Annotated in this window: 21 protein-coding genes; 5 read left to right on the top strand and 16 right to left on the bottom strand. The window is 48.8% G+C overall.

Annotated features, from left to right (window positions below; translation table 11 throughout):
• Positions 1 to 107: 107 nt before the first annotated feature.
• From ACOQPU_RS04770 to ACOQPU_RS04700, 15 genes are all read right to left on the bottom strand, one after another.
• Positions 108 to 899 carry an ABC transporter permease gene (locus ACOQPU_RS04770; protein ID WP_420643983.1) on the bottom strand — a complete coding sequence of 264 codons (792 nt, stop codon included), beginning with the start codon at positions 897 to 899 and terminating at the stop codon, positions 108 to 110.
• A gap of 29 nt (positions 900 to 928) precedes the next feature.
• The gene (locus ACOQPU_RS04765) at positions 929 to 2,467 is read right to left on the bottom strand and encodes a sulfatase (protein ID WP_420643982.1); all 1,539 of its coding nucleotides are present in this window, start codon (positions 2,465 to 2,467) and stop codon (positions 929 to 931) included.
• Between the two features lie 13 nt (positions 2,468 to 2,480).
• Positions 2,481 to 3,074, bottom strand: a complete 594-nt coding sequence (locus ACOQPU_RS04760) for a hypothetical protein (protein WP_420643981.1) — start codon at positions 3,072 to 3,074, stop codon at positions 2,481 to 2,483.
• Positions 3,061 to 4,908, bottom strand: coding sequence for an alkaline phosphatase family protein (locus tag ACOQPU_RS04755; RefSeq protein ID WP_420643980.1), 1,848 nt, complete (start codon positions 4,906 to 4,908; stop codon positions 3,061 to 3,063). The genes ACOQPU_RS04760 and ACOQPU_RS04755 overlap by 14 nt, the downstream gene beginning before the upstream one ends.
• A gap of 224 nt (positions 4,909 to 5,132) precedes the next feature.
• Positions 5,133 to 5,417, bottom strand: a complete 285-nt coding sequence (locus ACOQPU_RS04750) for a hypothetical protein (RefSeq protein WP_420643979.1) — start codon at positions 5,415 to 5,417, stop codon at positions 5,133 to 5,135.
• 241 nt (positions 5,418 to 5,658) lie between these two features.
• Positions 5,659 to 8,346, bottom strand: coding sequence for a sialidase family protein (locus ACOQPU_RS04745; RefSeq protein WP_420643978.1), 2,688 nt, complete (start codon positions 8,344 to 8,346; stop codon positions 5,659 to 5,661).
• A 373-nt stretch (positions 8,347 to 8,719) separates the two neighbouring features.
• The gene (locus tag ACOQPU_RS04740; RefSeq protein WP_420645809.1) at positions 8,720 to 8,881 is read right to left on the bottom strand and encodes a DUF5989 family protein; all 162 of its coding nucleotides are present in this window, start codon (positions 8,879 to 8,881) and stop codon (positions 8,720 to 8,722) included.
• A 37-nt stretch (positions 8,882 to 8,918) separates the two neighbouring features.
• Complete coding sequence (locus ACOQPU_RS04735) at positions 8,919 to 10,145, bottom strand: hypothetical protein (RefSeq protein WP_420643977.1); 1,227 nt, start codon at positions 10,143 to 10,145, stop codon at positions 8,919 to 8,921.
• A gap of 2 nt (positions 10,146 to 10,147) precedes the next feature.
• Entirely contained in the window at positions 10,148 to 11,185 is a 1,038-nt protein-coding gene (locus ACOQPU_RS04730) for a methyltransferase domain-containing protein (protein ID WP_420643976.1), read from the bottom strand.
• A 10-nt stretch (positions 11,186 to 11,195) separates the two neighbouring features.
• Positions 11,196 to 13,007, bottom strand: coding sequence for a carbamoyltransferase (locus ACOQPU_RS04725; protein ID WP_420643975.1), 1,812 nt, complete (start codon positions 13,005 to 13,007; stop codon positions 11,196 to 11,198).
• On the bottom strand, positions 13,008 to 13,235 hold the full coding sequence (locus ACOQPU_RS04720) for a hypothetical protein (RefSeq protein WP_420643974.1): 228 nt from the start codon (positions 13,233 to 13,235) through the stop codon (positions 13,008 to 13,010).
• Between the two features lie 95 nt (positions 13,236 to 13,330).
• Positions 13,331 to 15,217, bottom strand: a complete 1,887-nt coding sequence (locus ACOQPU_RS04715; protein ID WP_420643973.1) for an O-antigen ligase family protein — start codon at positions 15,215 to 15,217, stop codon at positions 13,331 to 13,333.
• Positions 15,218 to 15,419: 202 nt separating this feature from the next.
• Positions 15,420 to 17,105 carry a B12-binding domain-containing radical SAM protein gene (locus ACOQPU_RS04710; RefSeq protein ID WP_420643972.1) on the bottom strand — a complete coding sequence of 562 codons (1,686 nt, stop codon included), beginning with the start codon at positions 17,103 to 17,105 and terminating at the stop codon, positions 15,420 to 15,422.
• Between the two features lie 61 nt (positions 17,106 to 17,166).
• Positions 17,167 to 18,369, bottom strand: coding sequence for a glycosyltransferase (locus ACOQPU_RS04705; protein WP_420643971.1), 1,203 nt, complete (start codon positions 18,367 to 18,369; stop codon positions 17,167 to 17,169).
• A 106-nt stretch (positions 18,370 to 18,475) separates the two neighbouring features.
• Complete coding sequence (locus ACOQPU_RS04700; RefSeq protein ID WP_420643970.1) at positions 18,476 to 19,210, bottom strand: acyltransferase; 735 nt, start codon at positions 19,208 to 19,210, stop codon at positions 18,476 to 18,478.
• A 441-nt stretch (positions 19,211 to 19,651) separates the two neighbouring features.
• Between ACOQPU_RS04700 and ACOQPU_RS04695 the strand changes: the two genes are divergently transcribed.
• From ACOQPU_RS04695 to ACOQPU_RS04680, 4 genes are all read left to right on the top strand, one after another.
• Positions 19,652 to 20,242, top strand: coding sequence for a helix-turn-helix domain-containing protein (locus ACOQPU_RS04695; protein WP_420643969.1), 591 nt, complete (start codon positions 19,652 to 19,654; stop codon positions 20,240 to 20,242).
• A complete protein-coding gene (locus ACOQPU_RS04690) occupies positions 20,239 to 21,084 on the top strand; it encodes a nucleotidyltransferase domain-containing protein (RefSeq protein ID WP_420643968.1) in 846 nt (281 codons plus the stop codon). The genes ACOQPU_RS04695 and ACOQPU_RS04690 overlap by 4 nt, the downstream gene beginning before the upstream one ends.
• A 45-nt stretch (positions 21,085 to 21,129) precedes the next feature.
• Positions 21,130 to 23,037: a prolyl oligopeptidase family serine peptidase gene (locus tag ACOQPU_RS04685; protein ID WP_420643967.1), complete on the top strand. Its 1,908-nt coding sequence runs from the start codon at positions 21,130 to 21,132 to the stop codon at positions 23,035 to 23,037.
• 74 nt (positions 23,038 to 23,111) lie between these two features.
• A complete protein-coding gene (locus ACOQPU_RS04680; RefSeq protein WP_420643966.1) occupies positions 23,112 to 24,299 on the top strand; it encodes an aspartyl protease family protein in 1,188 nt (395 codons plus the stop codon).
• 6 nt (positions 24,300 to 24,305) lie between these two features.
• On the opposite strand, the gene ACOQPU_RS04675 is transcribed toward ACOQPU_RS04680, so the two are convergent.
• Entirely contained in the window at positions 24,306 to 24,860 is a 555-nt protein-coding gene (locus ACOQPU_RS04675) for a DinB family protein (protein ID WP_420643965.1), read from the bottom strand.
• 58 nt (positions 24,861 to 24,918) lie between these two features.
• Between ACOQPU_RS04675 and ACOQPU_RS04670 the strand changes: the two genes are divergently transcribed.
• Complete coding sequence (locus ACOQPU_RS04670) at positions 24,919 to 26,970, top strand: prolyl oligopeptidase family serine peptidase (protein ID WP_420643964.1); 2,052 nt, start codon at positions 24,919 to 24,921, stop codon at positions 26,968 to 26,970.
• Positions 26,971 to 26,993: the final 23 nt, after the last annotated feature.

Raw genomic sequence — 26,993 nt, 5'->3', positions numbered from 1 at the left:
CTCCTACAAAGAACTGCCAAGCTGTGGCAGTGGTCATCTTGAAACAACATACGATCAATTACCTACAATTCATCTTGCTATGGAACCGTATGCTAAGAGGGTTCAAATTAAATGAGATCGTTAAACAAAACTTCCAGGCGCTTAAAAATAATGTAAGCCACAATAAACAGCGTGATAGAAACGGCCGCAGCCAAGCCCAAATCGCTAAAATTCGGCGGCACACCTTCCAAAATCACGTTGCGATATGATTGTATAATGCCTACCATCGGATTCAGTGCATACAAAGTACGCAAGGTAGGTGACAAGGCCTCATCCACCAGCTTTATCGGATAAATAATAGGGGTGGCATACATCCATAGCTGCAAGCCCAACGGTACAACAAACCGCATATCCCGATAAAAAACAGTGATGGCCGAGCCAATCAATATAATGCCCAACATCAAGAAAATTTGGATAATTAGAAAAACCGGAATCCACAAAAAGTGAATCGTCACTGGGATTTCATAATAGATCAACAACAGCACAAAAATGCTGGAGGCGATGAGAAAATCAAACAAGGCCGCACCAATTACGCCCAAAGGCAGCACTTCGCGGGGGAAGTACGTTTTGGTCACCAAATTCATGTTGTTGATGAGCGAATTGACACCAAAGCTAATAGAAGTGGCGAAGAGCGTCCAGGGTAACATCGCCGTGTAGGAGAAAATCGGATACGGTTGTTCTGTTTCAATTCGGGCAATTTGGGAAAAGACAAACGTAAACATTAACGTTATAGCAAGCGGCTGTAAAATTGCCCAGGCGGCACCTAGTAGCGACTGCTTGTAGCGCACCCGAATTTCACGGAAAGCCCACATGCCTATAAGTTCACGAAATTGGAATAAGTTTTGTACGTGTGCAATCATCGAAAATATTCCTCTAATAAGCGGTTTTTTTACTCACCTCGGTAAGGTGCATTTTCAGCGAAAATTTTGTCTTTCAAAGCAGTTGTTAAATCGTCTGTCAACCCTTTTTCGCTCTCATAAATATTGTTTAACTCTTCGGGATCGTCTTTTAAGTTATACAGTTCATACTTGTCGTCGTCGGTATAACCAAAGTAACGGATCAGCTTCATATCATCCTGGTACATGGCAACGGTTGCTTCCGTTAGCGCAGCATACTTCGGGTTACTCTTGGCCTCAACGGCATACACAAACCGATCTTCGGGTGCTTCTGCGCCGCCAAAAGTAGGCAGCACGGCGCCTTCGCACCAGTCTGGCACGGATTGCCCCGTAAGCTGCATAAGCGTGGGCAAAATATCTGCGGCCGTGGTGCGCTGGAAAACATCTTCCCGGCTTTGCTGCCCCGGCTTGTGGATGACCAATGGCAAATGGTTCAAGCCTTCGTACAGCGTCAGGGTCACATGCCCGCGAATGCCACGCTCAAATAGCTCGCCGTGATCGCTGGTGAGAACGATGTAGGTATTCTCGAATACTCCTTGCTGTTCCAGGTTGTCCATCAAACGGCCGAATTCCGCATCTGTAAAGGCAATAAACTCATCATACAGGCGTCGTTCCCGGTTCAGGGCTGCCTGCGGCATATGCTGTGAGCCGAACAGCTTCGGCTTTTCGGTCGGCTGCCAGCCATCGGTGAAAATGTCAATGAACTCGGCACGAGGCGTGTATGGTTCATGCGGCGGCAGCAGGTGGAAATAACCCATGAATGGCTGCGGCATCGTCACCACTTGCTCTTCAATCCAATCAATGGCGTCTTCCAGCAAGAAGGAGAGCGTATGCAAATTGGGAACCCCGCGCGGGTAAAGTTCAGCCAATTCTTGTTCAAAACCGCGCGTTTCTGCAAAGTTGGCAAATCGATCCAGCAAAGAGAGGAACAAGGCACCGGGTGGCGTCGCCCCGCCTTGCAGGGCCGTTGTTTCCGCCCAAAAAGCGTGGGTGTAATCATCAAAGAACAATCGATCTGAAAATTGACCGTCAGAGAGACACAGTTCGCGCGTCTTTTTGAACAGGTCTAAATCGCCCCGGAATTGGTGCAGCAGCGACATCACCAGCAAGTTGTGCGTGTAAGCTACGGTATGGTAATTATCTGGCATTTGCGAGAAGATATTTTTCTGCACAAATTCATTGTGTACCAGACCATGCAACTGAATGGCGCGATGCGTCCAGGGGTAAGTGCCTGTCATGAGGGTGCTGGTGCCTGGTGAGGTAAAGTTGCCGCCAGCTACATGCTTGTGGAAGACAGTAGATTTTTCGGCGAAGCGGGCCATGTGGGGAGTCGTTTCCCGGTTGTAACCATACAGAGACATATGTTGTGCCGTAAGCGTATCGAAGACCAGGAACAGGATGTTGGGTTGGTCACTGCTTTGCGCCGGATTGATGGTGTTGTTTACGGCCGTTTCCACAGCAGGCCAGGCAACTTTGGCAAAAGGCACGGTTGGCAGCAGCTTTAAGAAAGTGCGGCGATTAATTTTCGTCACGAAATAACCTCAACTAAAAATTGCGAATCAGTACGTTAATTAGGCTGAGAAAATCAATAAACAGGTAAAGACCAGCCAGCGAAACGGCGCGCTGCATGAAGCTATCTACCAACGCTTCAGCTTTGGGATTGCGCAAAATCTGGAAATAGGCGACCCCCATGACCAACAGGTAGCTTGCGGCCCAAAGTGCCAGCGGCACCATTTGGCGCATCTCTAACCATTTTGGAAAAGAGTGAAAGATAACAAGCCAAACGGCCGTAATCAAGGCCACAGCACTCCCCAAAGCGGCAAACTTTTCGCGGAAGAATCGGTATGGCAATATGAACGCCAACAGCAAAACGCCCAGGAAAAGCACAATGGCGTCGGGCAGGGCAAACACGCCCATTACGTAAGAAAACGAGCCGAGGAGTTCAGCCGTGTTCATGCGCTTGATCCAGGCGGGATATTCACGCAAAAAGTCCACAAGTGCCCAAAAATGTGTGGGAAAAACAGCCGCTGCAAACACAATCCACAAGGTTGCGCGATTCACACCCCGCTTCGCGGCTGCTGTTGTTGTTGGTTCGACCTGGGGCACGGCCGTTTCTGGAGTTACATTAGAGGTAGCCAAGGCTCTTTAACCTTTCTTCAATCACTTCATCAGATTCCGTACCGCTAGAGGTCGGCGGCGGTGCCGAACCGCTAGCATCTGGCTTGGAGCCGATGGTTAACATGGGAATATCTCGGTAAGAAGGGCTGGGGAAATTGCCCAGGCCATGACTGCAAAACAGCACGCCCGGCACCACATTGGGGTCAATGCAGTGGTCGGCTCCCCAATGATCATTGTTTGTCTCGATGGCGTCCTCCTCCCAGCCGCCCAGCCCCGTTTGGGACGAGGCACGGAAGCCAGAAGCAAAGCCCACCATCACGTCTGGCCCATAAGAAGATAGCGGGCCGTCGAACACATCTTTATTACGCCAAACTTTGTTTACCACTTTTTGGCCGTTGGGTGCTTCCCACTGCAGGAGGTCATCACACATTTTGTTTAGCAGGTTCTCCTGCTCGCTCGCTTGCACAATGCCCTTGCCCTCACGGCCGTTCAGGTTCAAATACAGGCTGTTCAGACCAATGCCATAAGCCTGGGTTTGGCTCCACTCTACATCGCTGAAACTGCCCTGGGTAACGGCCGTTTTTGCCGTCAAATACCCATGTTCTTGTAACCAACGGTTCAAATGTGCCTTCTGACCAAATTCCGTAAAGCCATGATCAGAAATCACCACCAACTTGGTCATATCTTTAATGCCCTTAGCCGCCAGCTTTTGCTCAACACGGCCCACCAAGGCATCCATTTTTACGTACCATTCATCAATCAAATCTGGCCGATCCCGCCAGAACATATGCTGCATCCGGTCGAGCGTGTCAAATACACAGCCCAACACACCCTCCTTAAAGGAATCCAGATGGTGCATCAAAACACGTTCCCGCATCGCCACAATAGATTCACACAGACGAATGAAATGATCGTCTTCAATGAAGCCATCTTCGAGAGCAGTCGTGTCTTGTGGCCAACCAACCGTCAGGAATGGGCCAGCATTTTTCCAGGAATCCTTCACAAAATTGCGGGGGGTGCCATAATGCCAGGCAGAGCGCAGCGGATGGATTTGCAGCGGCAGGGCATAAATACTCAGCTCATCCCCTACGTGTGTCAAAATCAGTTGGGTAATGCTGGGCAATGAAACCAGGAACCCAATTTTGAATTTAAGCTCCAAAATAGGGCTCCACTCACCCAAACGCAACTCCAGCCGATGTTTTTCTACAGTCACCTGTACCGCATCACTGCCAGTCTGTTCAACGATCAGTTCATGTGTGGCAGGCTCTACGCCACCCCCTTTGGCTTTGCGCATGGGACCCGCAACCACAGATTTATACTTTTTGTTGCCTACTTTTTCTAAAATAGCGACCGGAGTTTTACGGCCGCTTGCCTGAGCCATCCCTCTATCAGTAGTAAAAAGCGTTCCTACACCCAGACGGCCAAGTAGATCAGGCGTACCCAAGCCAGGCAAAGAGCGTACGAGTGACCGCATCCGTGCCGGGAATAAGGCAGGCCACCATAAAGCGGTTGCCGGATACCCTTGTGAGACAGCCTGATCAAAAATTGTCTTGGCAGAAAATGGTTCTGCAAACTGCGTCCCGCCAAAACCACTTTTGGTCGGCAGCAAGGATACATTCAAGGCATAGTTATCTGGATTGCGGTGGACAAAATCAAACATGCCATGTCCACCGGGGTTTAGCCCCGTCGCAATACTGGTCCAGGAAACTTCACTCTGGGGCGGATTTGATACAGCAAAGCGGGAGTAGGCATTTACATCAACGTAACGCGCCAGGTTGGGTACCCGCCCTTCTTCATACAGACGTTCAAAACGTCTTGGTTCAAAGGCATCTAAGCCAATAATGACTACACGCATAGTTATCTTTTTTGAAACAGTGTATTAAATTCTAAATGGGTGGCAGCGGCGAGAAGCAGTAGTGGAAGCCTTGGAGGGATAAACTACGTGCTTACCGAAAAATGCCACCAATCTTGGTAATCTGGTTTTTATTAAGCCTTTCGGCAAGCACGGCGCAAATGGTTGTTTGCGCTATTACAAACTGCTGCCACAGTCAATGTGCTTGGCAACAGACCAGGTTCTCATTACTGAACCTGGTTTTCTTGTGGCGTCTCTGGGGTTACAACTTCCTGTGCAACTGGTTCACTTTCAGGCTGACGGTTGCGCGTAATGCGATTGAAGAACAGTTTGATGCGGTTCGCAAAAAAGAACCATACGCCGGTCAGCATGCCCAAAACAACAATCAATGCCTGAGCCAGCATACCGCCCGTGTTGGGATCGATGTAAGCTGGCGGAGCAGCAAATACGGAGCTTACGCTAGCCAGGGCAATAAATGATGTGAACAAACCAGCAACAAAGATACGTTTCATGAGTTGTAACTCCTTTCTTTCTACAGAATAGCTAATTGGCAAATTTCAGGATGTACCAGGCTTTGTGGGCATACTCACATCCCCCAGCCAACAAAAATTGGCCTTGTTGGTACGCTCTCGATGGTACTGTTACTCTCTTAAGATGCACCTTACTTGGAGGTCATCCACAATCAAATCAATAGAATTGGTGGATGACTTTTGAGTTGACGGTGACTTTCACGAGAAAACAAATGTGAGCTGCTTACTTGGCCCTAGAAATTCGCCAGCCAATGGTGAAAATAATAGCAACCAGCAAAAGTGCAACAACAACACCTACAATAATGCCCCCGGAGCTGCCACCGAGTGGCCCTGTATTTTGTACTGGTGCCAAGGTTGCCGTTGGTGTGGGTGAAGGCGGCGGCACGGGCGTTTCTGTTGGAACAACTTCTGGCGTTGGGGTAATGGTGGGTAAAGGTGTCCGCGTAATTTCTGGATCATCAACCTGCCATTGGCGGCTCGTGTAGATTAATTCGTCTGTTAACGTAGTGCCATCCCCGATGAGGCTGCCATACATGACAGCAATTTGACCGTCTGGGGCGGCGATAGCAGAGATTGCGTCTGCGTTTACGGCCGTTTCCTGCAAGTCACGCCGTTCACCACCTACCCACCGATCGCCGGTCCAAAGCCATTCCTGTAGCACCAGTTGGCCAGCGTTCGTCTCAGCGAGCTGCACGACGATTGGCTCTTCGTTATGGTCAGCAATCAATGCCGTAGGGCCAGCAATCAGGCCAGGATCTACAATACGCCCAGCCGCGCCCCAGGTAATGCCGCCATCCTCAGAAAATTGATGCCAAATAACGGGACGGCCGTCTATTAATCCTGTCCAGGTTCGGTGTACAAACCGTTCTTGTACACCCAACAGCGCACTTCCCAAAAGTGGCTCTTCCGTCACAATCTCCGGCTCAGACCATGTTTGCCCATTGTCCTCAGAACGTGCGTACGCTAGCGCAATAGATTGCATCTCTGGCAACTGCGTCCAGCGGGTCCACAGCAAATGAAGCGTACCATCCGACGTTCGGCTCAACGCGGTTGGGCCAATCAAATCCCATTCGGCTTCAACGCCGTCAAACACAGTGATGGCATCTGACCAGCTATCGCCATCATCTTCAGAACGGACCAGGTAAATGCCACGGTCTTCATTTAACGGGATTGTGTACGCTACGTAAATGGTACTTTCGCCATCCGACACCATGCTCGGCCACGTCGCCGATTCTCGAGGGGCAGGCAGTAATTGCGGCGAAATCCATTCCGTCACCGATGCGGCGCGGTCAGCAAGTGCCCGGCTAAAATAGACCCCATTCGGCTGATTGCCTGCCCAGGCGACAAATAAACTTCCTTGTTTGTCAGAAGCAAGTGCTGGGAAATCTGCCTGGCTGCCGTTGGGAGACCGCAATACAGGTCTGGGCGCAGACCACTGGCCTGCGTCAAAACGGGAGTAGAAAATTTCATTGCCAGGAATGTTCAGCGGATTGGCAATACGGCCCGTCGCGACTGGATTCTGCGACTGGCTCCAAAAGGCGTGCATTCGGTTATCAGACCCAATCACAATGTCTGGCTGCAACATCTGTACCTCGGCCGTGGCAACCGCAACGGGCTGGCTCCAAACCGAGGTTGGCACAAAGCGCGAAGACCAATTTTCTATGGTTCCTAGAGGCCGAGAAATTAGCCAGATGTCATCATCATTGCCGCTGCCGCAGCCAATTACAACAAGCCGATTTTCAGGCGTTATGTCCATCTGGTAGCATTCGAAGCTCACATTGCGGAAGGTAACGGGATCGGTAAAAGTACCCAATGGGCCTTGCAAAATTGGGCGACTCCATTGATCACCATCCTGCGCTTGCATGTATACATTGTCAGCCAATGACGAAATTAGGAAGAGTAGACCATTGGTGCCTTCAACAAAACGGCCGCCTAAAGGGCAGTCGAGTTCATCGGTGCGTACTACCTGCACATCTTGCCAGGTCACACCACTATCGCTGGACTGCTGCACGTATTGAGAACATTCTTCTTCTGCGTGGCTGGCGTGCCAGGTCAGGTTCACGTTGCTGCCATTAGCATATAGATTAATTTGGGCTGGCCCTTGGGAATCAACAGGGTCTTCCTCCAGGCGTTGATCGACAGTACGTGGTTCTTCCCAAGTAACACCGTTGTCCGTTGAGCGCGTTACAAAGACGGTGTCCAGATCGCGGTTATCCCAAACAAGGATAACGTTTTCGCCATCTGCCATCGAGACGTGAAAGTTGGCCTGCCCAGGCGTGATCGTGCGATAGTAGTCAGACGCATAGATATTGATAGGTTCTGACCACACGGCTCCACCATCATCTGAGAAGCGATGAACGATACCAGCCGCTACCGTCGCGGTGGTTCTGGTTGTAAGATAGAGCATGTGCAAACGGCCGTTTGCCCCTGCAATAATCTCATACCGAAACACATTCCGAGAAATAAGTTGCGGCCCAACCCATCCCGTAGCCCCAGTCGTTATATTTGCCACGCCAACCCTGCTGTAAAAAAGCTCATCATCCTCATTCACCCAAAGCGCGTGGGCAACATCTTGAGGATCGACAAAAACCGAAGGCGTAAAGAAGCCTTCAAATCCATCCTCACCAACGGCCCCAAAGGGGGGCTCACTAAAGGGAAAACGAGGGGCAACTGGCTCTGTCCAGGTCTGACCATCCCCAGAAGAATAGAAAATACCGGAGAATTCGTCCCGCCAAAACAGATGGTAGGCACCGCCGCTATCTTGCGACAATGACGGTTCTGAAGCTGCACCGCTTTGCGAAATATTTAGCGGTTCGCTCCAAATCCGTTCATCTTCCGACTGAGCCAAAACGGTGAGTCCACTAACCACCAATAAGGCCAACACAAGGGTAAACAAAAACAAACGATACATATAAGGATTTGAAAATTTATTCATAGTAAAGTAGTAATGTGAGGCAGTGTCTAGGCGGGGGGAGAGGTTAGCTGACTTGGCTCCTGGCACTGCAAACAGTTAGTGATCCAGTAAAGGGTAAACGCGCTGCGCCTCACGTGAAGCGCAGCGCGTCAGAAAGTGTGCATTCTATTAAACAATCAGCAGTTTAATTCATCCACTGTCTCAGTTAAATGTTTTGTTACTATACCCTTACTTATACTAAGGCACAAAAGTAGGGGGGTGTTAAGGATAAGGGTAGAACTCACGCAATTTTCGAGCTGTGACCAATATTTCACCGTGTCACCCACTTGGCTAGAGACCTGCCAGAGCCAACTGCGTAAGTCCTGAAAGTCTAAAACAGCGTATAAATAAAGGGGGCTACACCTGATGCAGAACCGAAAATAACCAGCAGACCAAAAAGCATCAGAACAACAACCATTGGCAAAAGCCACCACAATTTACGCGCCCAAAGAAAGCCGAATAATTCACCCACAACTCCTAAATTTGATGACATACTTCGCAAGAAATTTTTCATGTTTTAATTCTCCTAACTAATTCTCAAGAATGGTTTCTTCAAAAAATTCAAAAAGCAACTCGCCAGCCAGGCGATGACCCTCACTATTTATGTGAAAATCACGCTCGAAGTAAAGAGGTTCTCCACCAGCAAGAGAGTGGTCCTTAAACATCGGCAGCAGGTCCAAATAAGGTATACCTTCATTTTCAAGAAAGGCATTCAATATTTCGTTAGGACGTTCACAGTACCAATCTTCTCCATCTTTTGGAGGTACCAACTGTGGCGCAGCCGGAACAGATAAAACAAGTAATTGTGCTCCGTCTGCTTCTACTTCTTCATGTAATTGACTTATTATAGCTTTTGTAACATCCCAAGCATCTTCTACAACTGGCAAATAGTCAGCATCACAAATATCGGGTCTGCGCGGAGGCGTCTGCTCTTCTGTCGGTTCACCCTCTTCACTTTGGGGCACACCTTCAGTGGCATCGCTTTGTACGGCACCTCGATTACCGCTAAACATACTGATAATTGAGCGCAACCATTGCGGTACTTCACCACGCAAACTCAAAGTCTGAGCTACAAAGCGGGGCAGTTGGAAATGTTTCTTTAGAAACGTGCCAACTTTAACTGTTAGGGAATCTGTTCCTGCAACAGGAAAGTTTTGGAGTTCTAATTCACCATTCTCATCGAGTAAAAAGTATGGCTTATGATCCTGTCCACCGAATCTTTGTTCGAGAATATAACTATTATTGTAAATATCGTTTGCCAGATAGATGGTCAAAACAACGACATCTGGCTGATATTTGTTTGCTTCTAAGCGATAGAAGATCAGCTCATTATCGGTACCAAAGGCGTTTACGCCAGCATTGACTGTCTCCCACTCAACATCTGTATCCGCTTGACGCAACTGACTTTCAAGAACTTTGCCAAATGTGTCATCCAAAGGCACCTGCATAGCGGCTGTCATTGAATCGCCCAAAAGAACGATCCGTGCCTGATCAGGTGCTTTTTCGTAGGGAATTTCCCTATCACGCAGCCCATTGTTATTGATTTCAACAAAAACTTCACACTCACCATAGCAGGATTCCCAACCAGAGGCATTAGGAATGTTACGCCATCCGTAAAGTTCGTGCGGCTCCCAAAATGCTCCTGTACCCAGATGCAGAGTGCGAACTAATATTTCTAAGAGAATTAACGTGAAAAGCAAGCTGGCAAATAACAAACCAACATTTTTCACCAAATTACCAAAAGATATTTTTTTCATTTCTATAACTTCTTACGGCCGATCATAATAAAGAATCCGCCTTCTTTGTTTCCCTTAAGAAGCATGCCCGCTTGTACAATGAAATGATCAAATATTGTTCCTCTGGGATTGGTTTCAAATAGTTCTTCATTAGTACTAAACGATTCGAAGGCTTTGGATTTCGGAATGCTATTTACAAAATCAAACCCAGTTTGATCAAACCATTTCTGTACTTCACCAAATGTATGCTTAGATTCATGTGGGTTCTTGTATTGATCCATAAACCATATGTGCTTACGATGATCATCTATGTCTTGATTCCTTAGACGCGGATCTAAAAACTTAAAACGATCACCAGACATGTTAAAGATGAATCGTCTGATATCGGTAGGTATTCTGCTATGCATATGATAAAGTCCAATAAGAATAAATCCACCTTTTTTTACCAGCCTAGAAATTGAACGATACCCTTGAAAAGGATCACTGGTATGATGCAAAACACCATTACAAATAACAAAATCAAAGCTGCCTTCTTTAAATGCAGGCTTGAAAAGGTTCATCTGCAGAAAGGCATTATCAATTTGGTTTTTTTCCCTAAATCCTTGACCCAACCTCAGGGAATTAAGGCAAAGATCAGCACCAAATACTGTTCTACCCCATTTCATTCCCAAAAAATTGGAGAGTTGCCCAGTCCCACACCCAACTTCTAACACCTTTGACCCATGAGGAATTTGATCGTCCAAAAGCCGAGCAAAAATTCCTTTCTCTGCTTTTGTACGAAGACTTCCTTTAGAATCTAAATTGTCATAACTTGGGAAAGGGTTCTCCTCATAAAAAGCCTTCATTTCTTCTGTTACGTCTGTTTTTCCATCCCACTCATTCGGCCAAAATAGCTGAGGGATTCCATCTGTAATTGTAAATTGATGTTTACATTGAACACATATCAATTCAAGGTGCGTACCTGAAGCTTCTAAGTTGCTGCAACATTTAGGGCAAGCCAACATATCTATATGCTTCAGCAATAGAGGGGCAATTTTGGGATTGTTTTCTTTCAAGATCATTTCTGCACTCCTAACTCTTCCGGATTACGTACCCATCCATGTATAAAGAATCAATGTCGCTTTTAGCGAAGGTGTTTAGAGCGTTTTCAGGAGTGGTGACGATCGGTTCTCCTCGCAAGTTAAAGCTGGTGTTGAGCAATACCGGAACCCCAGTTGCTTCGCCAAACAGCTCAATGGCACGATAATATAACGGGTTCCATTCGCGGCGCACGGTTTGGATACGGCCGCTCCCGTTATGATTTACTGCTTGAATGAGGTCTTGTTTGTCCTCTTTTGTTTGGCAAACAGCTAACATATAGCGATAAGGATAGCTTCCTTGATGATTACCTAAGTTTTCCCAAAACTCTGGAGCACGTTCTTCCAAAACGACAGGGGCAAAAGGTCGGAATGGTTCACGAAACTTAATTCGTTCATTCACGACGCTTTTCATCTCTGCACTACGTGGGTCGGCTAGAATAGAACGATTTCCTAATGCCCGTGGCCCCCATTCAAAGCGGCCTTGGTATAAACTAATGACCTTACTAGCCATTATGTCCTCTACCATCATGGTGGCTTTCTTATCCATATCGTCGATTCGTTCATATGGAAAGCCAGTAGCTTCTATAGCTGCATTAATTTCGTCGGGTGTATAGGCTTTTCCTAAATATGCATTTTCCATAACAAATTGACGTGGCTTCCCTAACAGAACGTGATAGGCATATAGTGCAGCTCCCAGAGCCCCACCAGAATCACCAGCAGCAGGTTGAATGTAAACATTCTCGAAAGGGCCTTCACGCATGATACGGCCGTTGGCCACAGAATTTAAAGCCACCCCGCCCGCCATACACAAGTTTTTTAGACCTGTCGTCTTATGGGCATAGTTAACCATCCTTAACATCATATCTTCTGTAACCCGTTGGATACTAGCAGCTATATCAGCATAATGCTGATTACGCTTTGCTGTTTCCTCATCCCATCGTGGATGATCCTTTTTGGGGTGTGTAGTAGGAGTATAAAAAATAGAATCGTGTACGCGCGGTTCACCAAAAAGCTCAACAAATTTATTGCTAAACGTTTGTTTAGTGGAATGATGAAAAGAAAAGTAATCCATATTAAGGCGGAAGCTAGCGTCATCACCTACTTCAATGAGCTTGTACACATCTTCCATTCGAGTTGGTTGCCCATAAGGAGCCATTCCCATAACTTTGTATTCACCATTATTGACTCTAAAGCCCAAAAAAGCTGTAAATGCAGAATAGAGTAAGCCTAATGAGTGCGGGAATTTTACTTCGCTAAATAGCTCAATACTGTTTGAGCTAGGAGGATGATGCCCATTAGTCGAATGCTGCCAACCAGCAGTCCCTTTACCGACCGTAGCCGTTGTCCATTCCCCAACCCCATCAACTGTTAGAATAGCTGCCTCTTCATAGGGTGAACAGAAGAAAGCACTGGCAGCATGGCTAAGATGATGTTCTACAAACAGAAGCTTTTGATCAGGGACATTTAAACTGGTTAAGATTTGACCCTTTACCCACAGCTTTTCGTTAAACCAAGTTATCATGGACTCCCGAAAAACACCCCATGATTTTGGGAATGTTTGTAAAGTTGTCAAAAGGATGCGTTCAAATTTTAATAATGGCTTCTCATAAAAAACAACATAGTCTAAATCCTGACTTGTAATACCAGCTTCCTGCAAACAAAATTCAATCGCGTTCTTAGGATAGTCAAAATCATGCTTCTTGCGAGAAAAGCGTTCTTCTTCTGCAGCCGCCACTAGAATACCATCATGCAAAAGTGCTGCAGCTGCATCATGATAAAAACAAGAGATACCCAATATATACATTTACGTGAGCCTCCTAGCATCTTCCAGAGATAAGTCCGCCTCTGCACGCTCAAGCCATGAGGCCTTTGTCTCTTTAATGTCCAATCGATCTCCAAACAAGCGCATAATTAAACCAAAAGGGGCAAAAATTGTGAAATAGAAAAGCGTCAATATTATACGACTTGTCCAATCTAACATAAACTGACCAAATCTCTTCCATGCACGCCAGAATTTTTGCAAACCAGTCATATTCACTTCTCTCCTTACGATTCAAAATTTTTTATTCGTTTATTTAATATATTAAACCTTGCATCCCTACTTACATCGCCTTATTGATTGCAGTTTTAATGTTGTCTGTTACCTAATTCAATTAGTATCTCATTGGCTTTGGCTGCTAGATCGGGGCGATTTTGTCGCTCCCACCAACTGCTGTAGATGTTCATTTCGGTGCGGGCCTCGGGGATAACCATCAACGTTTGTTCGGCTTCATCAGGTTGACCATGCCAAACATAACCATAACCCAATGATTTCACAATGCCCCGATAGTTCTGGTTCTGCTCATGCGCTCGTTCCAGATAGGACACGGCCGTTCCAAAATCGCGTTTTACGAGGGCAATCACCCCCAAGCGATGGTTGGCTGTACGATTTTGCGGATCAACCATTAAAGCTTGCTCAAATCGGGCAATGGCCGGTTCAAACCTCTCTAAGTTTTCACCATTGTCCCATTGGTTTGTAGGCCAATCCATCAGCTCCACCCGCGCCAGTTCCAACGCACCAAGATTGGCATACCATTGCGCCTGCACTGTTTGCCGAAAATTAAAGAAGAGTGCCACCAGAATAATGGCTATTGTCCCTAGCCCCACTGCCCAACGTTTACGCCGCACCGTGTCTGGTGGTGCCTTATCAGAACGCCGCCGCGTGACCACAATAGCCATTGCCGGGGCGAAAAATAACAGCGGCGAAGCCAAGTTACCGTAAAGCGCATCATCAATGAGGCCATGCAACACCATCACGACCAAGCTCACAAAAGTTGCCCATTGAAACCAGACCAGTTCATTAGCCTGAACTTCTCGCTTTCGCCGCCGCCTGCGCTTCGGTTGGGGAACGGCCGTCGCTAAAATCGTCTCTGCTGTTGGCTCTTTCGGGGGAGCTTGCCGCCTGAACGCAGAGCGTTTGAACAACATCCAAAAACTGTTTCCCAGCAACAACAACATTGCTACCAAAGCTAAAAACCCTTGTTCCAACCAGATATCCAAATAGAAATTGCTGTACGCTGCAAAAAATGAAGGCGTAACCTGGGCATATTGCGCATACAAAGCGGGAAAACTGCCCAAGCCGCTGCCCGTGAGTACAAAATCTTGAATGAGGAAGAACGTTTGCTGGGCCAAACTTAGCCGCGTATTGGAATCCTCCTGACCTAGTCCAGACCCAAGAATCGTGCGAAGGACAAAAGCCCCAGCAATAAGCAGGAGGCCCATTAACACAGCGAAGATGATTTTTTGCGAAAAGGGCGTTCGTTTCTGCAATTGGTTGCTTGCCCACCACAACCCCCAGACGCTTAGACCAACCGCTAAGGCCAGCCAAGCACCTAGCGAGCTGGTAATAACAAGCCCACCAGCGGTAATGGCACCAGAGACACCGGCTAATTGCAACCAGCGGATTTTACGCTTGCGCCAAGCAAAAAAAGCAAAGGCAATAGTAAAAGGAAACAACAAGGCCATCATACCTGCCAGGGTGTTGGGGTGCAGCACGGGGAGGGGAAAAGACGGCCGTATCGACATCCAGGCCAACCCAATTCGGTTAAACAAACCAATATCGGCAGGCCACTGCCGCCAACTATTGCTCATCACAAAATAGATGGCTATCAACGCCCCTGCTGGGCCGGATGCCCCCGCCAGTAGCCATACATCCCGCCGCGAAACAGAGATTATGGCAAAAAATACCGCCATTGCCCCAACGATGATCCAAAACTTCCCTGCGGCGATTTCACTACTGTAGGCGGTAAAGGTGCTGAAAACGGCCGTAATGCCAAAAAGAAAAAGCCAGCCATCAAAACGTGATCGGCGATAAGGAAAATGGCCTGCTGCAATCCGCAATCCCCACGGAACCAAAATGGCTACTACCAACGGCCAGCCAATGCGCCCAGAGGTAAAATACCAGAGTGAGGCCGTAGCCAGAGCCAAAACGGTGTTTATGACTGGGAACCAACGATCATTTGCTAATTCAATCATGGTACTTCTATTTTTCGCCCACTGCCCAAACCAGATCGAATGAGCTTTTTATCCACTAATAAGCAACATAAATCATACAGACAACACTTAGCTGTCTACAAATTGTTCCCAAGATTGGAAATGTTGCAACTGTGGGAAAGAAAACCCGGCGGCCAAGCGTTCTGGCAAAAGTGTTGGCGTTCTCAGCCACCGGGGATGTTATTTAGTCGCGGTTTACTTGCCAACTCAACGTTTGCAAACCCACACTCAAGGCAGATTTGACCGTCGAAATGTCTGAAGCAACCATCTTCAGGTAAGTCATAATTGGCCCGGGACGGAACGCCCATTCTCGGAAGGCACGTCGCTGCCAATACAGCAGTCGCTCGGCTGGGAGGCCTTCATAATCCAGCACAGTGCCTTTATCCATATCCACCTGTTCCCAGCGGGTTCCGGGGCGGAACCAGCCGTTTTTCACCACCTCAAAGAAGAAAGGTGTACCGGGATATGGTGCTGCCACGTGGAATAAGGCAATATCCAGTGGCAATCCTTTGGAGAAATCAATTGTTTCACGAATCGTTGCTTCAGTTTCACCCGGCAAACCAATGATGAAGTACCCCCAATTTTTGATGCCTGCGTTGCGTGCCCACTGCAAGGAACGGGCAGCTTTGTCTGGGTATGCACCTTTGCGTGCATGGCGCAAAATCTGCTCGCTACCGCTTTCAATACCCCAAGAGATCAGCCAGTTGCCAGCTTTGCCCATCATCGTTAGCATTTCTTCATCCACGTAATCTACGCGGCTATTGCAGGTCCATTTCAGGTTAATTTTTTCATCGATCATGCGCTGGCACAATTCCATCACCTGATCGCGATTAACGGTGAAAAGATCGGCATACATATGAATGTTGTTGAGACCCATGTTCTTGAGCTTCCACAACTCTTGCATAATGTTTTCGGCCGAGCGCAAACGTACAGAAAACTGATAGCTGACGTGTTTAATGCAGTAGGTGCAGCCTGCAGGGCAGCCCCGACTGGTCACGATAAATGTGAATGGCCCTTTAATGAGCGGCATCCGGTAATCTTGCCAGGGCAGCAGTTCGTGCATGGGGATTGGCATGTCATCCAAGTTGGGGATAAACGGCCGTGTCATATTCACGATAATCTCATCCCCGTCGCGCCAAACCAGCCCTTTAATTTTTTCCATAATGACATTGCCGTCTTCATCAAGGGCAGGTTCGTACATCGGGTCGTGATTATCAAACATCTTTTTAATATTGTCTGGCCGTTGGTCTACTTTGCCTTCCAACACATCCAGCAAATCACGAATCGTCAAATCTGGCTCGCCAAGCAAAATGTAATCCAACGCTGGATACGGCCGCATTGTTTCACGCGGAATGGGGGTCACGTGCGTGCCAAAAGCGATTGTTTGGGCACCGCGTGCTTTGGCTAAAAAGCAACCATACATATCATTTTCTAGCGTGGGGGCCGTTACCTGCGTAAGATAATATTTTGGCTTCAATGCATCGAGCTTTTTGGCAAACTCTGGCCAGCTCATTCGCTCTGCATTGGCATCAATAACCGCCACAGAATGTTCTGGATACAGCATGGCAGACATTTGGGCCAAAGATACCTGCGGCCAAACCATATTTTCACGTGTGCGGCGGCCTACCCGGTGCTGGGTACGAATCCACAGGCCACCATCAGGCGTAGGCGGGTTCACCAAGACAATATCCACAGCCTTGGGCCCACGCTCTTCCTCCAACAAACCTTGATGAATAATTTCATCGGCGTCGGGGAAGTTGGCCATCCGTAACTTGGGTACACGTCGCGTTCCTAGATTTTCCCGCAACGGATCTTTTTTACGATTCTTCTTGTTTTTTACATCAACATCTTCGAGCTTAACTTGACTCATTGCAAATCTCCTGGCTATGCCCGTAATCTTTTCTGAGGATAATTAAATTTGGATACGAACTTTATCCGTAACCTTGTAAATCTCGTTCTGCTAAAATCTCGCGTTGGCTCAACTCTTCCAGAACCCGTAGCAAAACCCAATAAATAATGAGCTGAAGGCCCACCAGTGTAGACATGGCACTTCCTAAAAGGTAGAGCCACACGCGCTGAATCGGCCAATTTTGACTAATTGCTAAGGAAAGGCTACCGACACCTAAGGCCACCCCCAATACCACAGCCAAAATGCCCAGCCATCCAAATTGGTGGTTAATAGGGGTTTTGAAAATTGGTTTGCGGAACAACCCTTGCCGGATCGGCTGCTTGTGGAATATGGAAACCATGTAGTTGAAGGTAACACCCAAAGCAAAAATGCTAATACCGCCTACAGAGGTGATGAGGGCGGTGAATACGGCCGTTACCCCCCAGGCACCTAAACTGGTTGTGTCTCCAATGCGAGCCACAACCAGACCAATTAGCACCAGTGCAGCAAGGACAATGCCCGCCAACCCAACCAAACCCAAAATGCGAACCGGGTTGTAGGTCATCGCCGTCCAAATCATAGATTCCAGAAACAAACGGCCGTCGTGAACCACGCTCAATTTGGATCGCCCCAGCCGTTCACTGTATGGAATCGGAATCTCGGTCATCTTAATCTGCTCGTGCAGGGCGCGAGTGCTCATCACGGGGGTGAGATTCAAGCCATCCGGCAGCGGGTATATCTTTTGCAGCACTTCTTTTCTAAAGACGCGCATACCGCTAGCACTGTCGGTAATGCGCTGACGCCCCAAAATGCTTAGCAGGTTGGCAAAGAAAAAGTTACCAACACGCCGCGTCAGCGGCATTTGGCTGTCGGCACCGGCCATGCGAGACCCAACAACAATTTCTGAACCATTGATAGCTTCAACGCACAATTTGGGAAAATATTCTGGAGGATAAGTGCCATCAGCATCCAAAAAGCCAATGAGTTCGCCTTTTGCCTGGCTAAAGCCTGTTTTCAGCGCGCCACCGTACCCTTTGTTCTGCGGATGCTTTATTAGCGTCACGCCATCAATGCCGCTTGCGATTTCAACGGTTTTGTCTTTTGAACCATCGTCAACAACAAGCAGTTCCAAACCATCTACCCCCACTTCACGGAGAGAGTCACGAACGGCTAGAACACGGTGGGCGATTTCGGCAATGCCGTCTTCTTCATTATATGCTGGTATTACAACGGAAAGTGTGGTCATAATTTAGTTACACCAATTCATTTTTGCGTATGCTTGATTAGAAATTTGTATACACAACACTATAAGTAAGCTATCTTAAGTTCAACCTGTAGACTGTTGAAAAATCTTAATAATAGATGGTTTTTTCCTGGGCAGGCTGCTGCCCGTCAATCGTTTTGATCACTTTGGCAGGCACGCCAGCCACCACAGAATGTGGCGGCACATCTTTGGTTACAACGGCTCCGGCAGCCACGACAGACCCCTGGCCCACGCGCACACCGTCTGTGATCACCGCGCCTGCACCTAGCCAGCAATCATCTTCAATGACAATGCCTTCAGCGGTGATGCCTTGATCGACGAACGGCCGTTTCGGATCATCAAATATGTGGTTCACAGCGATAATCTGGGTGAATGGCGAAGTGAATACTCGGTCGCCAATGGTTACCCCACCTTGGCCACGAATGATGCTGTATTCGCCAACCAAACTGTCCTTGCCAATCTTAATGCCAGCGTTCGGCAAATCCCGAAAATTGTAGACGTGCAGCACCGCCCCGTGCATCACAATTGAATCTTCACCGATTTCAATGCCGCTGGGGCAGGCATGTAAATAACAGCCCTGATCCAGATAAACGCCATTCTTCAGGGTAATGTAGTTGGCAAAGCGAAGGCGCACATTATTTTCAATAGCGGCCATGCCTTCCATGTTGAGAATAAGGCGGTAGATGAATCCACGTAGACCAATACCAACCAAGGTGGGCACCCAGCCCACAAGGAAAAATAGTAATTGCTCTAAAAAATATCGCCCTAACCCACTGGCCTGGCGACTTAGGTATAGTTGCAAACTTCCAAGAATTTTTGACACGTTGGTCACTTGTATCCGTCTTTCAGCTTTTACAAAATTGGGCTAAAACCAGGCTGGCTCCGCCTCGGATGCTTCCGATAGTGACGACTAATCAATTTTAAAAAACAACCAAATGAGCAATGAAGAAAGCAGTGGGGTCGGTTTGTAACGTTTTGGGCAAGCGTACCCAGAAGTGCACGTTGTTGAATCGTGTTGGGTGTTCATTCACAATGATCATGACACCTGGTAATCGTCTAATGGCGCAAATTATGTGAGCATTTTCTTACAACAGAGCTTACAGGTAAAATGGCTCCTACCACCTGAGATTAATGCCTCCCCTTACCCTAAACCACAAAATTCAGGCAGCACCTTGACAAATTCAAACCCCGCCTCTAAAATTCATCTCATCATTTTAATTTTTTTAAACGTTCAGTAAAAGTACAGCATAAAATGGAAAATACGTTGTCTCTTTCTCAAGAGTTTCTGGTTGACAGTTTAGAAACTTTGAAAGTCATTGCCCACAGCACCCGGCTCAACATTTTGCAGTCGCTCAAGCACCCAAAAACAGTAAAAGAGGTTGCCAAGCTGCTGAAATTACCGGCCACTAAGCTGTATTACCACGTGAACCTGATGGAAAAGCATGGGCTGATTCAGGTGGTTGAGACCAATATTGTTTCCGGAATTTTGGAGAAAAAATATCAGGTGGTGGCGCATCATTATCGTATTGATAATCGGTTGCTAACGGAACAACCTACCGCCACACCTGAATTGGAGCAAATGCTCACCACGATTTTCAACGTGACGGAAACGGAAATTCGGCGGACTGTGGAGCAAACAGAGCAGAATCCGTTTGCAGAAGAAGCTACTGGCATTTTGTATCGTGCCTCTTTGCGCCTAACGCCAGAACAACATGCTGAATTTTACGGCCGTCTCAAAATCATCCTGGATGAAATAACTGAACAAAGCAGCGGGGAGGCAAATTCTGAGCAATCCATTTACGGACTGACCATAGCTTACTACCCAGTTCATACCCAGAATGAGGCCAGTGAATGAACCAAACTTCTCAGGATAGATTGGAACTGGCGCGGCAAAACACGGCCGTTTTCCAGCAAAATTCCCACATCAAAGCCATCCTGGTTACGGGGTCTGTTGCCAAAGGGCTGGCCGATGACAACTCCGACATTGACATCATCATGTATTACGATGAATTGCCCGGTGAAGAGGCATTTGCAGCGTACCAGCAGGCTGCGCTTGATTCTGGCGGCGGTTTTTATGGTGGCAACGCCCAGGACGGTTGGGCTCTGTTCCAATACATTGATGGCATTCGCCACGACTTTGCCCACGCCAAACTACAAGAAGCTGAGACGCTCATTGATGATTTTTTGAGCAAGCCCAATTTAGAGGAAAACAATCTGCTCATTGCGCTTGATGGAATGCTAACTGGCCTGCCGTTAAAAGGGGCAGAAATAACCGATAGTTGGAAGACAAAGCTGGCCAGCTACCCACCCGAACTCGGCGATATGCTTGTGAAAAAACATCTGCGCTTTCGGCCGCATTGGGTGCTGCAAAAGATGGGCGTGGACCGTAACGAAGTTATTTTTTTGCAAGAAGAGCTGTTAACGGCCGTACAAAATATCTTTGGCGTGCTGTGCGGATTAAACCAGCTTTACCACCCCGGCAAAATTAAAGGACTCGACTACACTGTCGCCAAAATGCAAATTGCTCCCACCAACGTTGCTAGCCGATTGCCTGCTCTGTTTGATACGGACATGCAAACGGCCGTTAATGACCTCAAAACCCTCATCGAAGAAACGATCAGGCTGGTAGAAACCCACATGCCCCACATCGACACTGCCCCCACCTGGAAGCTATTCACCATGCAGTTACGCAAATAAGATCAAAAAATCTGCGAAATCTGTGGCTAAATTTAGGAGAAAAACATGAAGCGAATTGAATCTTTTTTATCGGCGCGGCTCTTTTTGGTGCCGCAACTTGTTGAAGATCGCATCTATTTTATTAGCAACCTGAGCGGCCGTAACAGCCTGTACGTCATGGATCGGGGTGGCAGCGTGCCAGAACCGCTGCTGCCGCCAGACATTGCCTTACAAAACCCTCACTTGATGAACGGCCGTTCCTTTGTCGTCTTCCCCCAACTAGGCAAAATTGTCATCATGCTGGACCAGGATGGTGATGAAAACTATCTGCCCATGATGATCCCCCTGACAGGCGGCTACCCCGAACCCATCTTTGCAGAAAAGCTAGCCAACCATCGGGTAAGTCTTGGCGATCCGGATTTGGCGCGCAACAACTGTTATTTCATTGCCCAATCCCGCACCGAATCGATCTTTCGCTCCTATCTGGCTAACCTGGAAACGGGCGAACTCATCAAGCTAAACGAAAGCCAATTTGGCGGCACGCCAAATGGCAGCAACAAAGACAAAACTAAATTTATTCTGGGCGAAGGGTACGGCGTTGGCGACGGCGTTTTGTTCCGCTACAACTTGGGAGATGAAAAACCAACGCCCCTGCTTGGCACGCCTATGATGGCCCGCGATCCACAAAATCCACCCAAAACGTACAACGTGGGCGGCGGTGACTTCATCCGCAATGAAACCGGGCTGCTAGTTGGTACGTCCGAATTTGAAGATACCTACGGCCTCGCCTATCTGCCGCTAGACAATCCCGAAGCGTTGCAGCAAATCCCCATCAACGGCATCCAGCATGAAGGCGTGGGAGAATTGGAAGAAGGTCGACATCTGTTGGGCAGCAAATATCTCATCATCTACAACATTGACGGCTGCTCCTGGGCGTATGAAGCAGAATTTGACGAAGAGAATCTAGCCATGCAGCTTACCCATTTACTATGCGGCAAAGGGAAGTTTGCAGGCGGCGTATTGGAATCAATTCGATATAACAAAACGCAGGATGAGTATGTACTTTCGTTTTCGACGGCCGTTTCCCCCACCCAAATCTACACCATCAGCGGCAAAAATCGTGACCAAATTCAGCAGCATACCCGCGAACGCATCTTAGGTTTGCCCCAAACATGGCTCTCACCTGGCGAAGATTATCCCTTCACCAGCTACGACGGCTTGCGCATCTCTGCCCGACTTTATATGCCTGCGGCAGAATTGGGCTACGAAGGATCGCGCCCGCTCATTTACTACATTCACGGCGGCCCGCAAAGCCAGGAACGCCCCGATTTTGCCTGGTTCTCTATGCCGTTTATTCAATATCTCACGCTGAACGGCTTTGCCGTCTTTGTGCCAAACGTGCGCGGCAGCACCGGCTACGGCTTTGCCTACATGAAGCACGTCGTCCGCGATTGGGGTGGCAAAGACCGACTGGATCATGTTCACGCCATGACAGAAGTTTTGCCAAAAGATGATCGTCTTGACACCAGCCGAGCGGGCGTGTGCGGCCGTTCCTACGGTGGTTACATGACCCTCACCCTGGCCAGCCGCCACCCGGAACTGTGGTCGGCCGCCATCGACATGTTTGGGCCATACGATCTGCTCACTTTTGCCAGCCGCGTACCAGAAACGTGGAAGCCATTCATCAAAATGCTGGTTGGTGACCCAGAAACGGAGCAAGATTTTATGCGGGAACGGTCGCCGCGCACCTATATTGAGCAAGTCACGGCTCCGATGCTGGTGGTGCAAGGTAAAAATGACCCGCGCGTTATCGAGCAGGAGTCCCGTGAACTGGTAGAACATCTGCAAGGAATCGGCAAAGAGGTGGAGTACCTCATGTTCCCAGATGAGGGTCACGATGTGCTGAAATATGAGAACCGCGTCAATGTATACACAACGATGACTGACTTCTTCAAAAAGCATCTAGGCTCGTAGAAGCATGGTAAGGTGCCTGTCACTTTTGGAATGACGGGCACCTAAATGAATGCTTCACGCTTGTTTCTGATCTCATGAACGAAACACCACCCCTCGAAACAGCAAACAATCTATGGCAACAAGGTCATTTTTCGGCTGCGGCTGCCATTTACAGGCATCTGGTTCAGGAGAATTCTCACCTGGTTGAAGGATTTTTGCACCTGGGCAAACTGGCATTGTGGCAAAACCAGTTTGCCGAGGCGGAGCAGTGGTTACAGAAGACAATAAATCTTGTCCCGGACGACTCTGAGCCAATGTCACTTCTGGCAGAACTGTTTTACCGTCAGGATCAATTTTGGAAAGCAGCCCCCTTTTTCCGACGCGGTGGACGGGAGGCTCAGGCGGACAAGTTGGCCAGTTTTAGGGAGAAACGGCCGTACCACTTGGAAGGTGCAACCGATACAATCCATATTCCTTTTTTGCAAACCGATCCGCTGCCGCTGCTGGCGGCAAAACTTAACGGGCAACCCGTTCATTTGCTGCTAGATACGGGCGCGTCGGAGCTGATAATTGACCCGGCGATGGCTGAACAGATTGGTGTCACAAAATTCGGTGCAGAGGGAGCAACCTTTGCCGGGGGGAAACAGGCTAGTTATGAACACGGCCGTCTTGATAGTTTATCCCTAGGCGATTGGACGATTCAAAATTTGCCGGTGCATCTGCTGGATACGAGTCGCTTTACGACCGTTACCGGGGGCGTTCCTGTACATGGCATCATCGGTACGGTGCTTTTCTACCATTTCCTGGCCACCATCGACTATCCGCAAAACCAGCTAACTCTTAGACGGCCGTCTGCCCACGCCGATGAAGTTGATCAGGAAGTCGCTAGCATCCCGTTTTGGCTGGTTGGTGATCATTTGATGATGGCTTGGGGAACTATGAACCAGAGCGAACCGCTGCTGATGCTGGTTGACACTGGTTTGGCAGGTGGGGGCTTTCTTTGTCCGCAATCCACGCTGGAAGTAGCAAATATTGCTCCGCCATCCGATGGCAGTTTTACAGGTGAAGGAGGGGGTGGACAGGTAACGGCCGTTCCCTTCAACATTGAGCAGCTAACATTGGGGGATACGGCCGTTCAAAATGTGGTTGGCATCTATGGCCCCTTTCCACCGTCGCTAGAACACGGCTTAGGCTTTCATGTGGGAGGCCTCATCTCACACGGCTTCTTCCGCAGCTTCGCTCTCACCTTTGACTTTAACAAGATGCGTTTAATTTTGAACTGAGCTAGTTTAGCCATGTGGCCGGTAAACGGCCGTTTCCATATTCCCTACAAACTGCGGCAGCTCACCATGACCTAGCTGCTGCCTTATGGCATGGGCTTCGCCTGTGTGGAACCAGTAATGGTAAGTGGTTCGCAAGATCATAGTACCCACGCTCTCACGGGATTCTGTTTCCCCTTGGGTGAGGTGTGTGGTTAATGGCTCGGTGGTTAGCGTAGTCAGGTAATCGTCGGCAACGGCCGTAATTGCTTGCCACGCCTCTAACATTTCATCTAATGGGGGGGTGCTGGCGGGACGGCCGTAGCCTACCAGCTCATACAGCTTTGGTTTGATAACCTTCCCTTGCGCCAAATAAATCCAGTAAAACTGCTCTTGAACTGCCAAATGGCCAATCATCCAGCTAATGCAGTTCATTGGCAGCAGGCGCTTGCGCGCATCTTCATCAGAAAGACCTTCCAGGCAGCGCATAAATTCGCTGCGGGCAAAATGGAGTTGGGTAACCAGAGGATGTGTCATACCGTAAATGATAGACGAACGGCCGTTTCCCGCCAACCTCTGCGCCAATTCCCCAATTAAGCCCGTTCAGGTAAAATCTTCATATCCGCAACACAAGGAGCTATTAATGGATTTCCACACATTTAAATACCCAACGGCCGCAAAAGCTGATGTTGTCGATGATTACCACGGCACGGCCGTTGCCGACCCATACCGCTGGCTAGAAAACCCCAAAGACCCTGCCACTATCGCCTGGGTGGAAGCCCAAAACGAACTCACCCAAAGCATCATGGCCGAGCTGCCCGTACATCGGCAGTTCACAGAACGGCTTACAACCTTGTGGAACTTCCCCAAAAGCAGCGTGCCGCGCCGCAGAGGTGATCATTACTTTGTCCAGAAAAATGATGGCCTGCAAAACCAACCCACCCTCTACAAACAAGCCAATCTCTCCACGCCATTGCGAGAGGTGCTTGATCCCAACAGCCTCAGCGAAGATGGCACCATTGCCCTGATAAACCAAAGCTATAGCAAAGACGGCCGTTACCTGGCCTACACCCTCTCCCAAAGCGGCTCCGATTGGCAAACCATCCATATTCGTGACCTCCATACCAATGAAGATCGCCCCGAAGTGCTGCACTGGGCCAAATTCACCAACGCCGCCTGGCTGCCAGATGGCTCCGGGTTTTTCTACGCTCGCTACCCTAGCCCCGACGAAATGCCAGATGCACCGCCCAGCACCCACCAACAAATCTTCTTCCACAAGCTGGGCACGCCCCAATCTTCCGACCAGATCATTTTTGCCCGACCCGACGCGCCGAATTTGGGCTTTCATCCTGAGATTACGGAAGACGGCCGTTATCTCACTCTTCACGTTTGGGATGGCACTGACCGCCGCAGCCGCTTCTACTATCGCCCGCTCGACAGCGAAGATTTTATCTACCTTCTAGATGAAATGGATGCTGCCTATGTCTTTTTAGGCAACGATGGCCAGAAATTTTACTTTCAGACGGATAATGGGGCGGATAACGGCCGTATCATCGCCATTCACCTCAACAACCCGGACCCCGCCAACTGGCAAACCCTCATCCCTGAGGGAGACGATGCCATTGCCTTTAGCCTGATGGTCAACAACCAATTTATTATTGCCACTTTGCATCACGGCCAGCACAAGCTGCATCGATATGCCCTAGACGGCCAATATCTGGGCGAAATTATCCTCCCTGTTCCCGGCACCATCTTTGATTTGGCAGGTAAGCGCAAGCACACCGAACTGTTCATCCAGTTTCAATCCTTCACCTATCCGCCCACCATCTTGCGCTACGATTTTGCCGCTGACGAATTAAGCATTTTGGATCAGCCCAAGCTCGACTTTGCTCCTGAAGCCTACCAAACAACCCAGGTTTTCTATCCATCCAAAGATGGGACCAAAGTGCCGCTCTTCATCACCCACAAGAAAGGTTTAAATCTTGATGGGAAAAACCCAACGTTGCTCTACGGCTATGGTGGCTTCAACATCGCCATGACACCCCTCTTTTCTCCCACGCGGCTGGCCTGGCTAGAGCGCGGCGGCGTCTATGCCCAAGCCGGTTTGCGCGGCGGCATGGAGTATGGCGAAGCGTGGCACCAGGCGGGCATGTTGCAAAATAAGCAAACTGTCTTTGATGATTTTATTGCGGCCGGGGAGTGGCTCATCGCTTATGGCTACACGAATAGCAGGAAATTAGCCATTGAGGGACGGAGCAATGGCGGCCTGTTGGTCGCGGCCTGCATGGTGCAGCGACCCGATCTGTTTGGCGCAGTACATTGCGGCGTACCGGTGATTGATATGCTGCGCTACCACAAATTCAGTGCCGGGCGGTATTGGATTCCTGAATATGGCAACGCCGAAGCCAACGCAGAACATTTCAAATTCATGATGGCTTACTCCCCGCTGCACAACGTTCAGCCAGACCGCACCTACCCCCCACTCATCATCACCACCGCCGACACGGATGATCGCGTAGTGCCCATGCACGCCAAAAAGTTCGCCGCGACGCTTCAGGCAGCGGACAACGGCCGTAACCCCCTCCTTATCCGCATAGAAACCCGCGCCGGGCATGGCCTGGGTAAGCCAACGACCAAGCTCATCGAAGAAGCAGCTGATGTATACAGCTTCCTCTGGACGATGTTAAACAAATAGATGATGGTAGGGGCGGTTCGCGA

Origin of the sequence: Candidatus Leptofilum sp. (genome assembly GCF_965223285.1) — a bacterium.
GTDB lineage: Bacteria > Chloroflexota > Anaerolineae > Promineifilales > Promineifilaceae > Leptofilum.
Note: the sequence above shows the minus strand (reverse complement) of the source record. Positions and strands in the feature narration are given on the sequence as shown.

Bases quoted from the DNA above. Each gene is read 5' to 3' on its own strand.
- ACOQPU_RS04750 (WP_420643979.1), bottom strand. From the start codon at position 5,417: ATGAAACGTATCTTTGTTGCTGGTTTGTTCACATCATTTATTGCCCTG.
- ACOQPU_RS04680 (WP_420643966.1), top strand. From the start codon at position 23,112: ATGAACGAAACACCACCCCTCGAAACAGCAAACAATCTATGGCAACAA.
- ACOQPU_RS04725 (WP_420643975.1), bottom strand. From the start codon at position 13,007: ATGTATATATTGGGTATCTCTTGTTTTTATCATGATGCAGCTGCAGCA.
- ACOQPU_RS04740 (WP_420645809.1), bottom strand. From the start codon at position 8,881: ATGTCATCAAATTTAGGAGTTGTGGGTGAATTATTCGGCTTTCTTTGG.
- ACOQPU_RS04710 (WP_420643972.1), bottom strand. From the start codon at position 17,105: ATGAGTCAAGTTAAGCTCGAAGATGTTGATGTAAAAAACAAGAAGAAT.
- ACOQPU_RS04730 (WP_420643976.1), bottom strand. From the start codon at position 11,185: ATGATCTTGAAAGAAAACAATCCCAAAATTGCCCCTCTATTGCTGAAG.
- ACOQPU_RS04745 (WP_420643978.1), bottom strand. From the start codon at position 8,346: ATGTATCGTTTGTTTTTGTTTACCCTTGTGTTGGCCTTATTGGTGGTT.
- ACOQPU_RS04670 (WP_420643964.1), top strand. From the start codon at position 24,919: ATGGATTTCCACACATTTAAATACCCAACGGCCGCAAAAGCTGATGTT.
- ACOQPU_RS04690 (WP_420643968.1), top strand. From the start codon at position 20,239: ATGAACCAAACTTCTCAGGATAGATTGGAACTGGCGCGGCAAAACACG.
- ACOQPU_RS04755 (WP_420643980.1), bottom strand. From the start codon at position 4,908: ATGCGTGTAGTCATTATTGGCTTAGATGCCTTTGAACCAAGACGTTTT.
- ACOQPU_RS04715 (WP_420643973.1), bottom strand. From the start codon at position 15,217: ATGATTGAATTAGCAAATGATCGTTGGTTCCCAGTCATAAACACCGTT.
- ACOQPU_RS04705 (WP_420643971.1), bottom strand. From the start codon at position 18,369: ATGACCACACTTTCCGTTGTAATACCAGCATATAATGAAGAAGACGGC.
- ACOQPU_RS04735 (WP_420643977.1), bottom strand. From the start codon at position 10,145: ATGAAAAAAATATCTTTTGGTAATTTGGTGAAAAATGTTGGTTTGTTA.
- ACOQPU_RS04685 (WP_420643967.1), top strand. From the start codon at position 21,130: ATGAAGCGAATTGAATCTTTTTTATCGGCGCGGCTCTTTTTGGTGCCG.
- ACOQPU_RS04720 (WP_420643974.1), bottom strand. From the start codon at position 13,235: ATGACTGGTTTGCAAAAATTCTGGCGTGCATGGAAGAGATTTGGTCAG.
- ACOQPU_RS04770 (WP_420643983.1), bottom strand. From the start codon at position 899: ATGATTGCACACGTACAAAACTTATTCCAATTTCGTGAACTTATAGGC.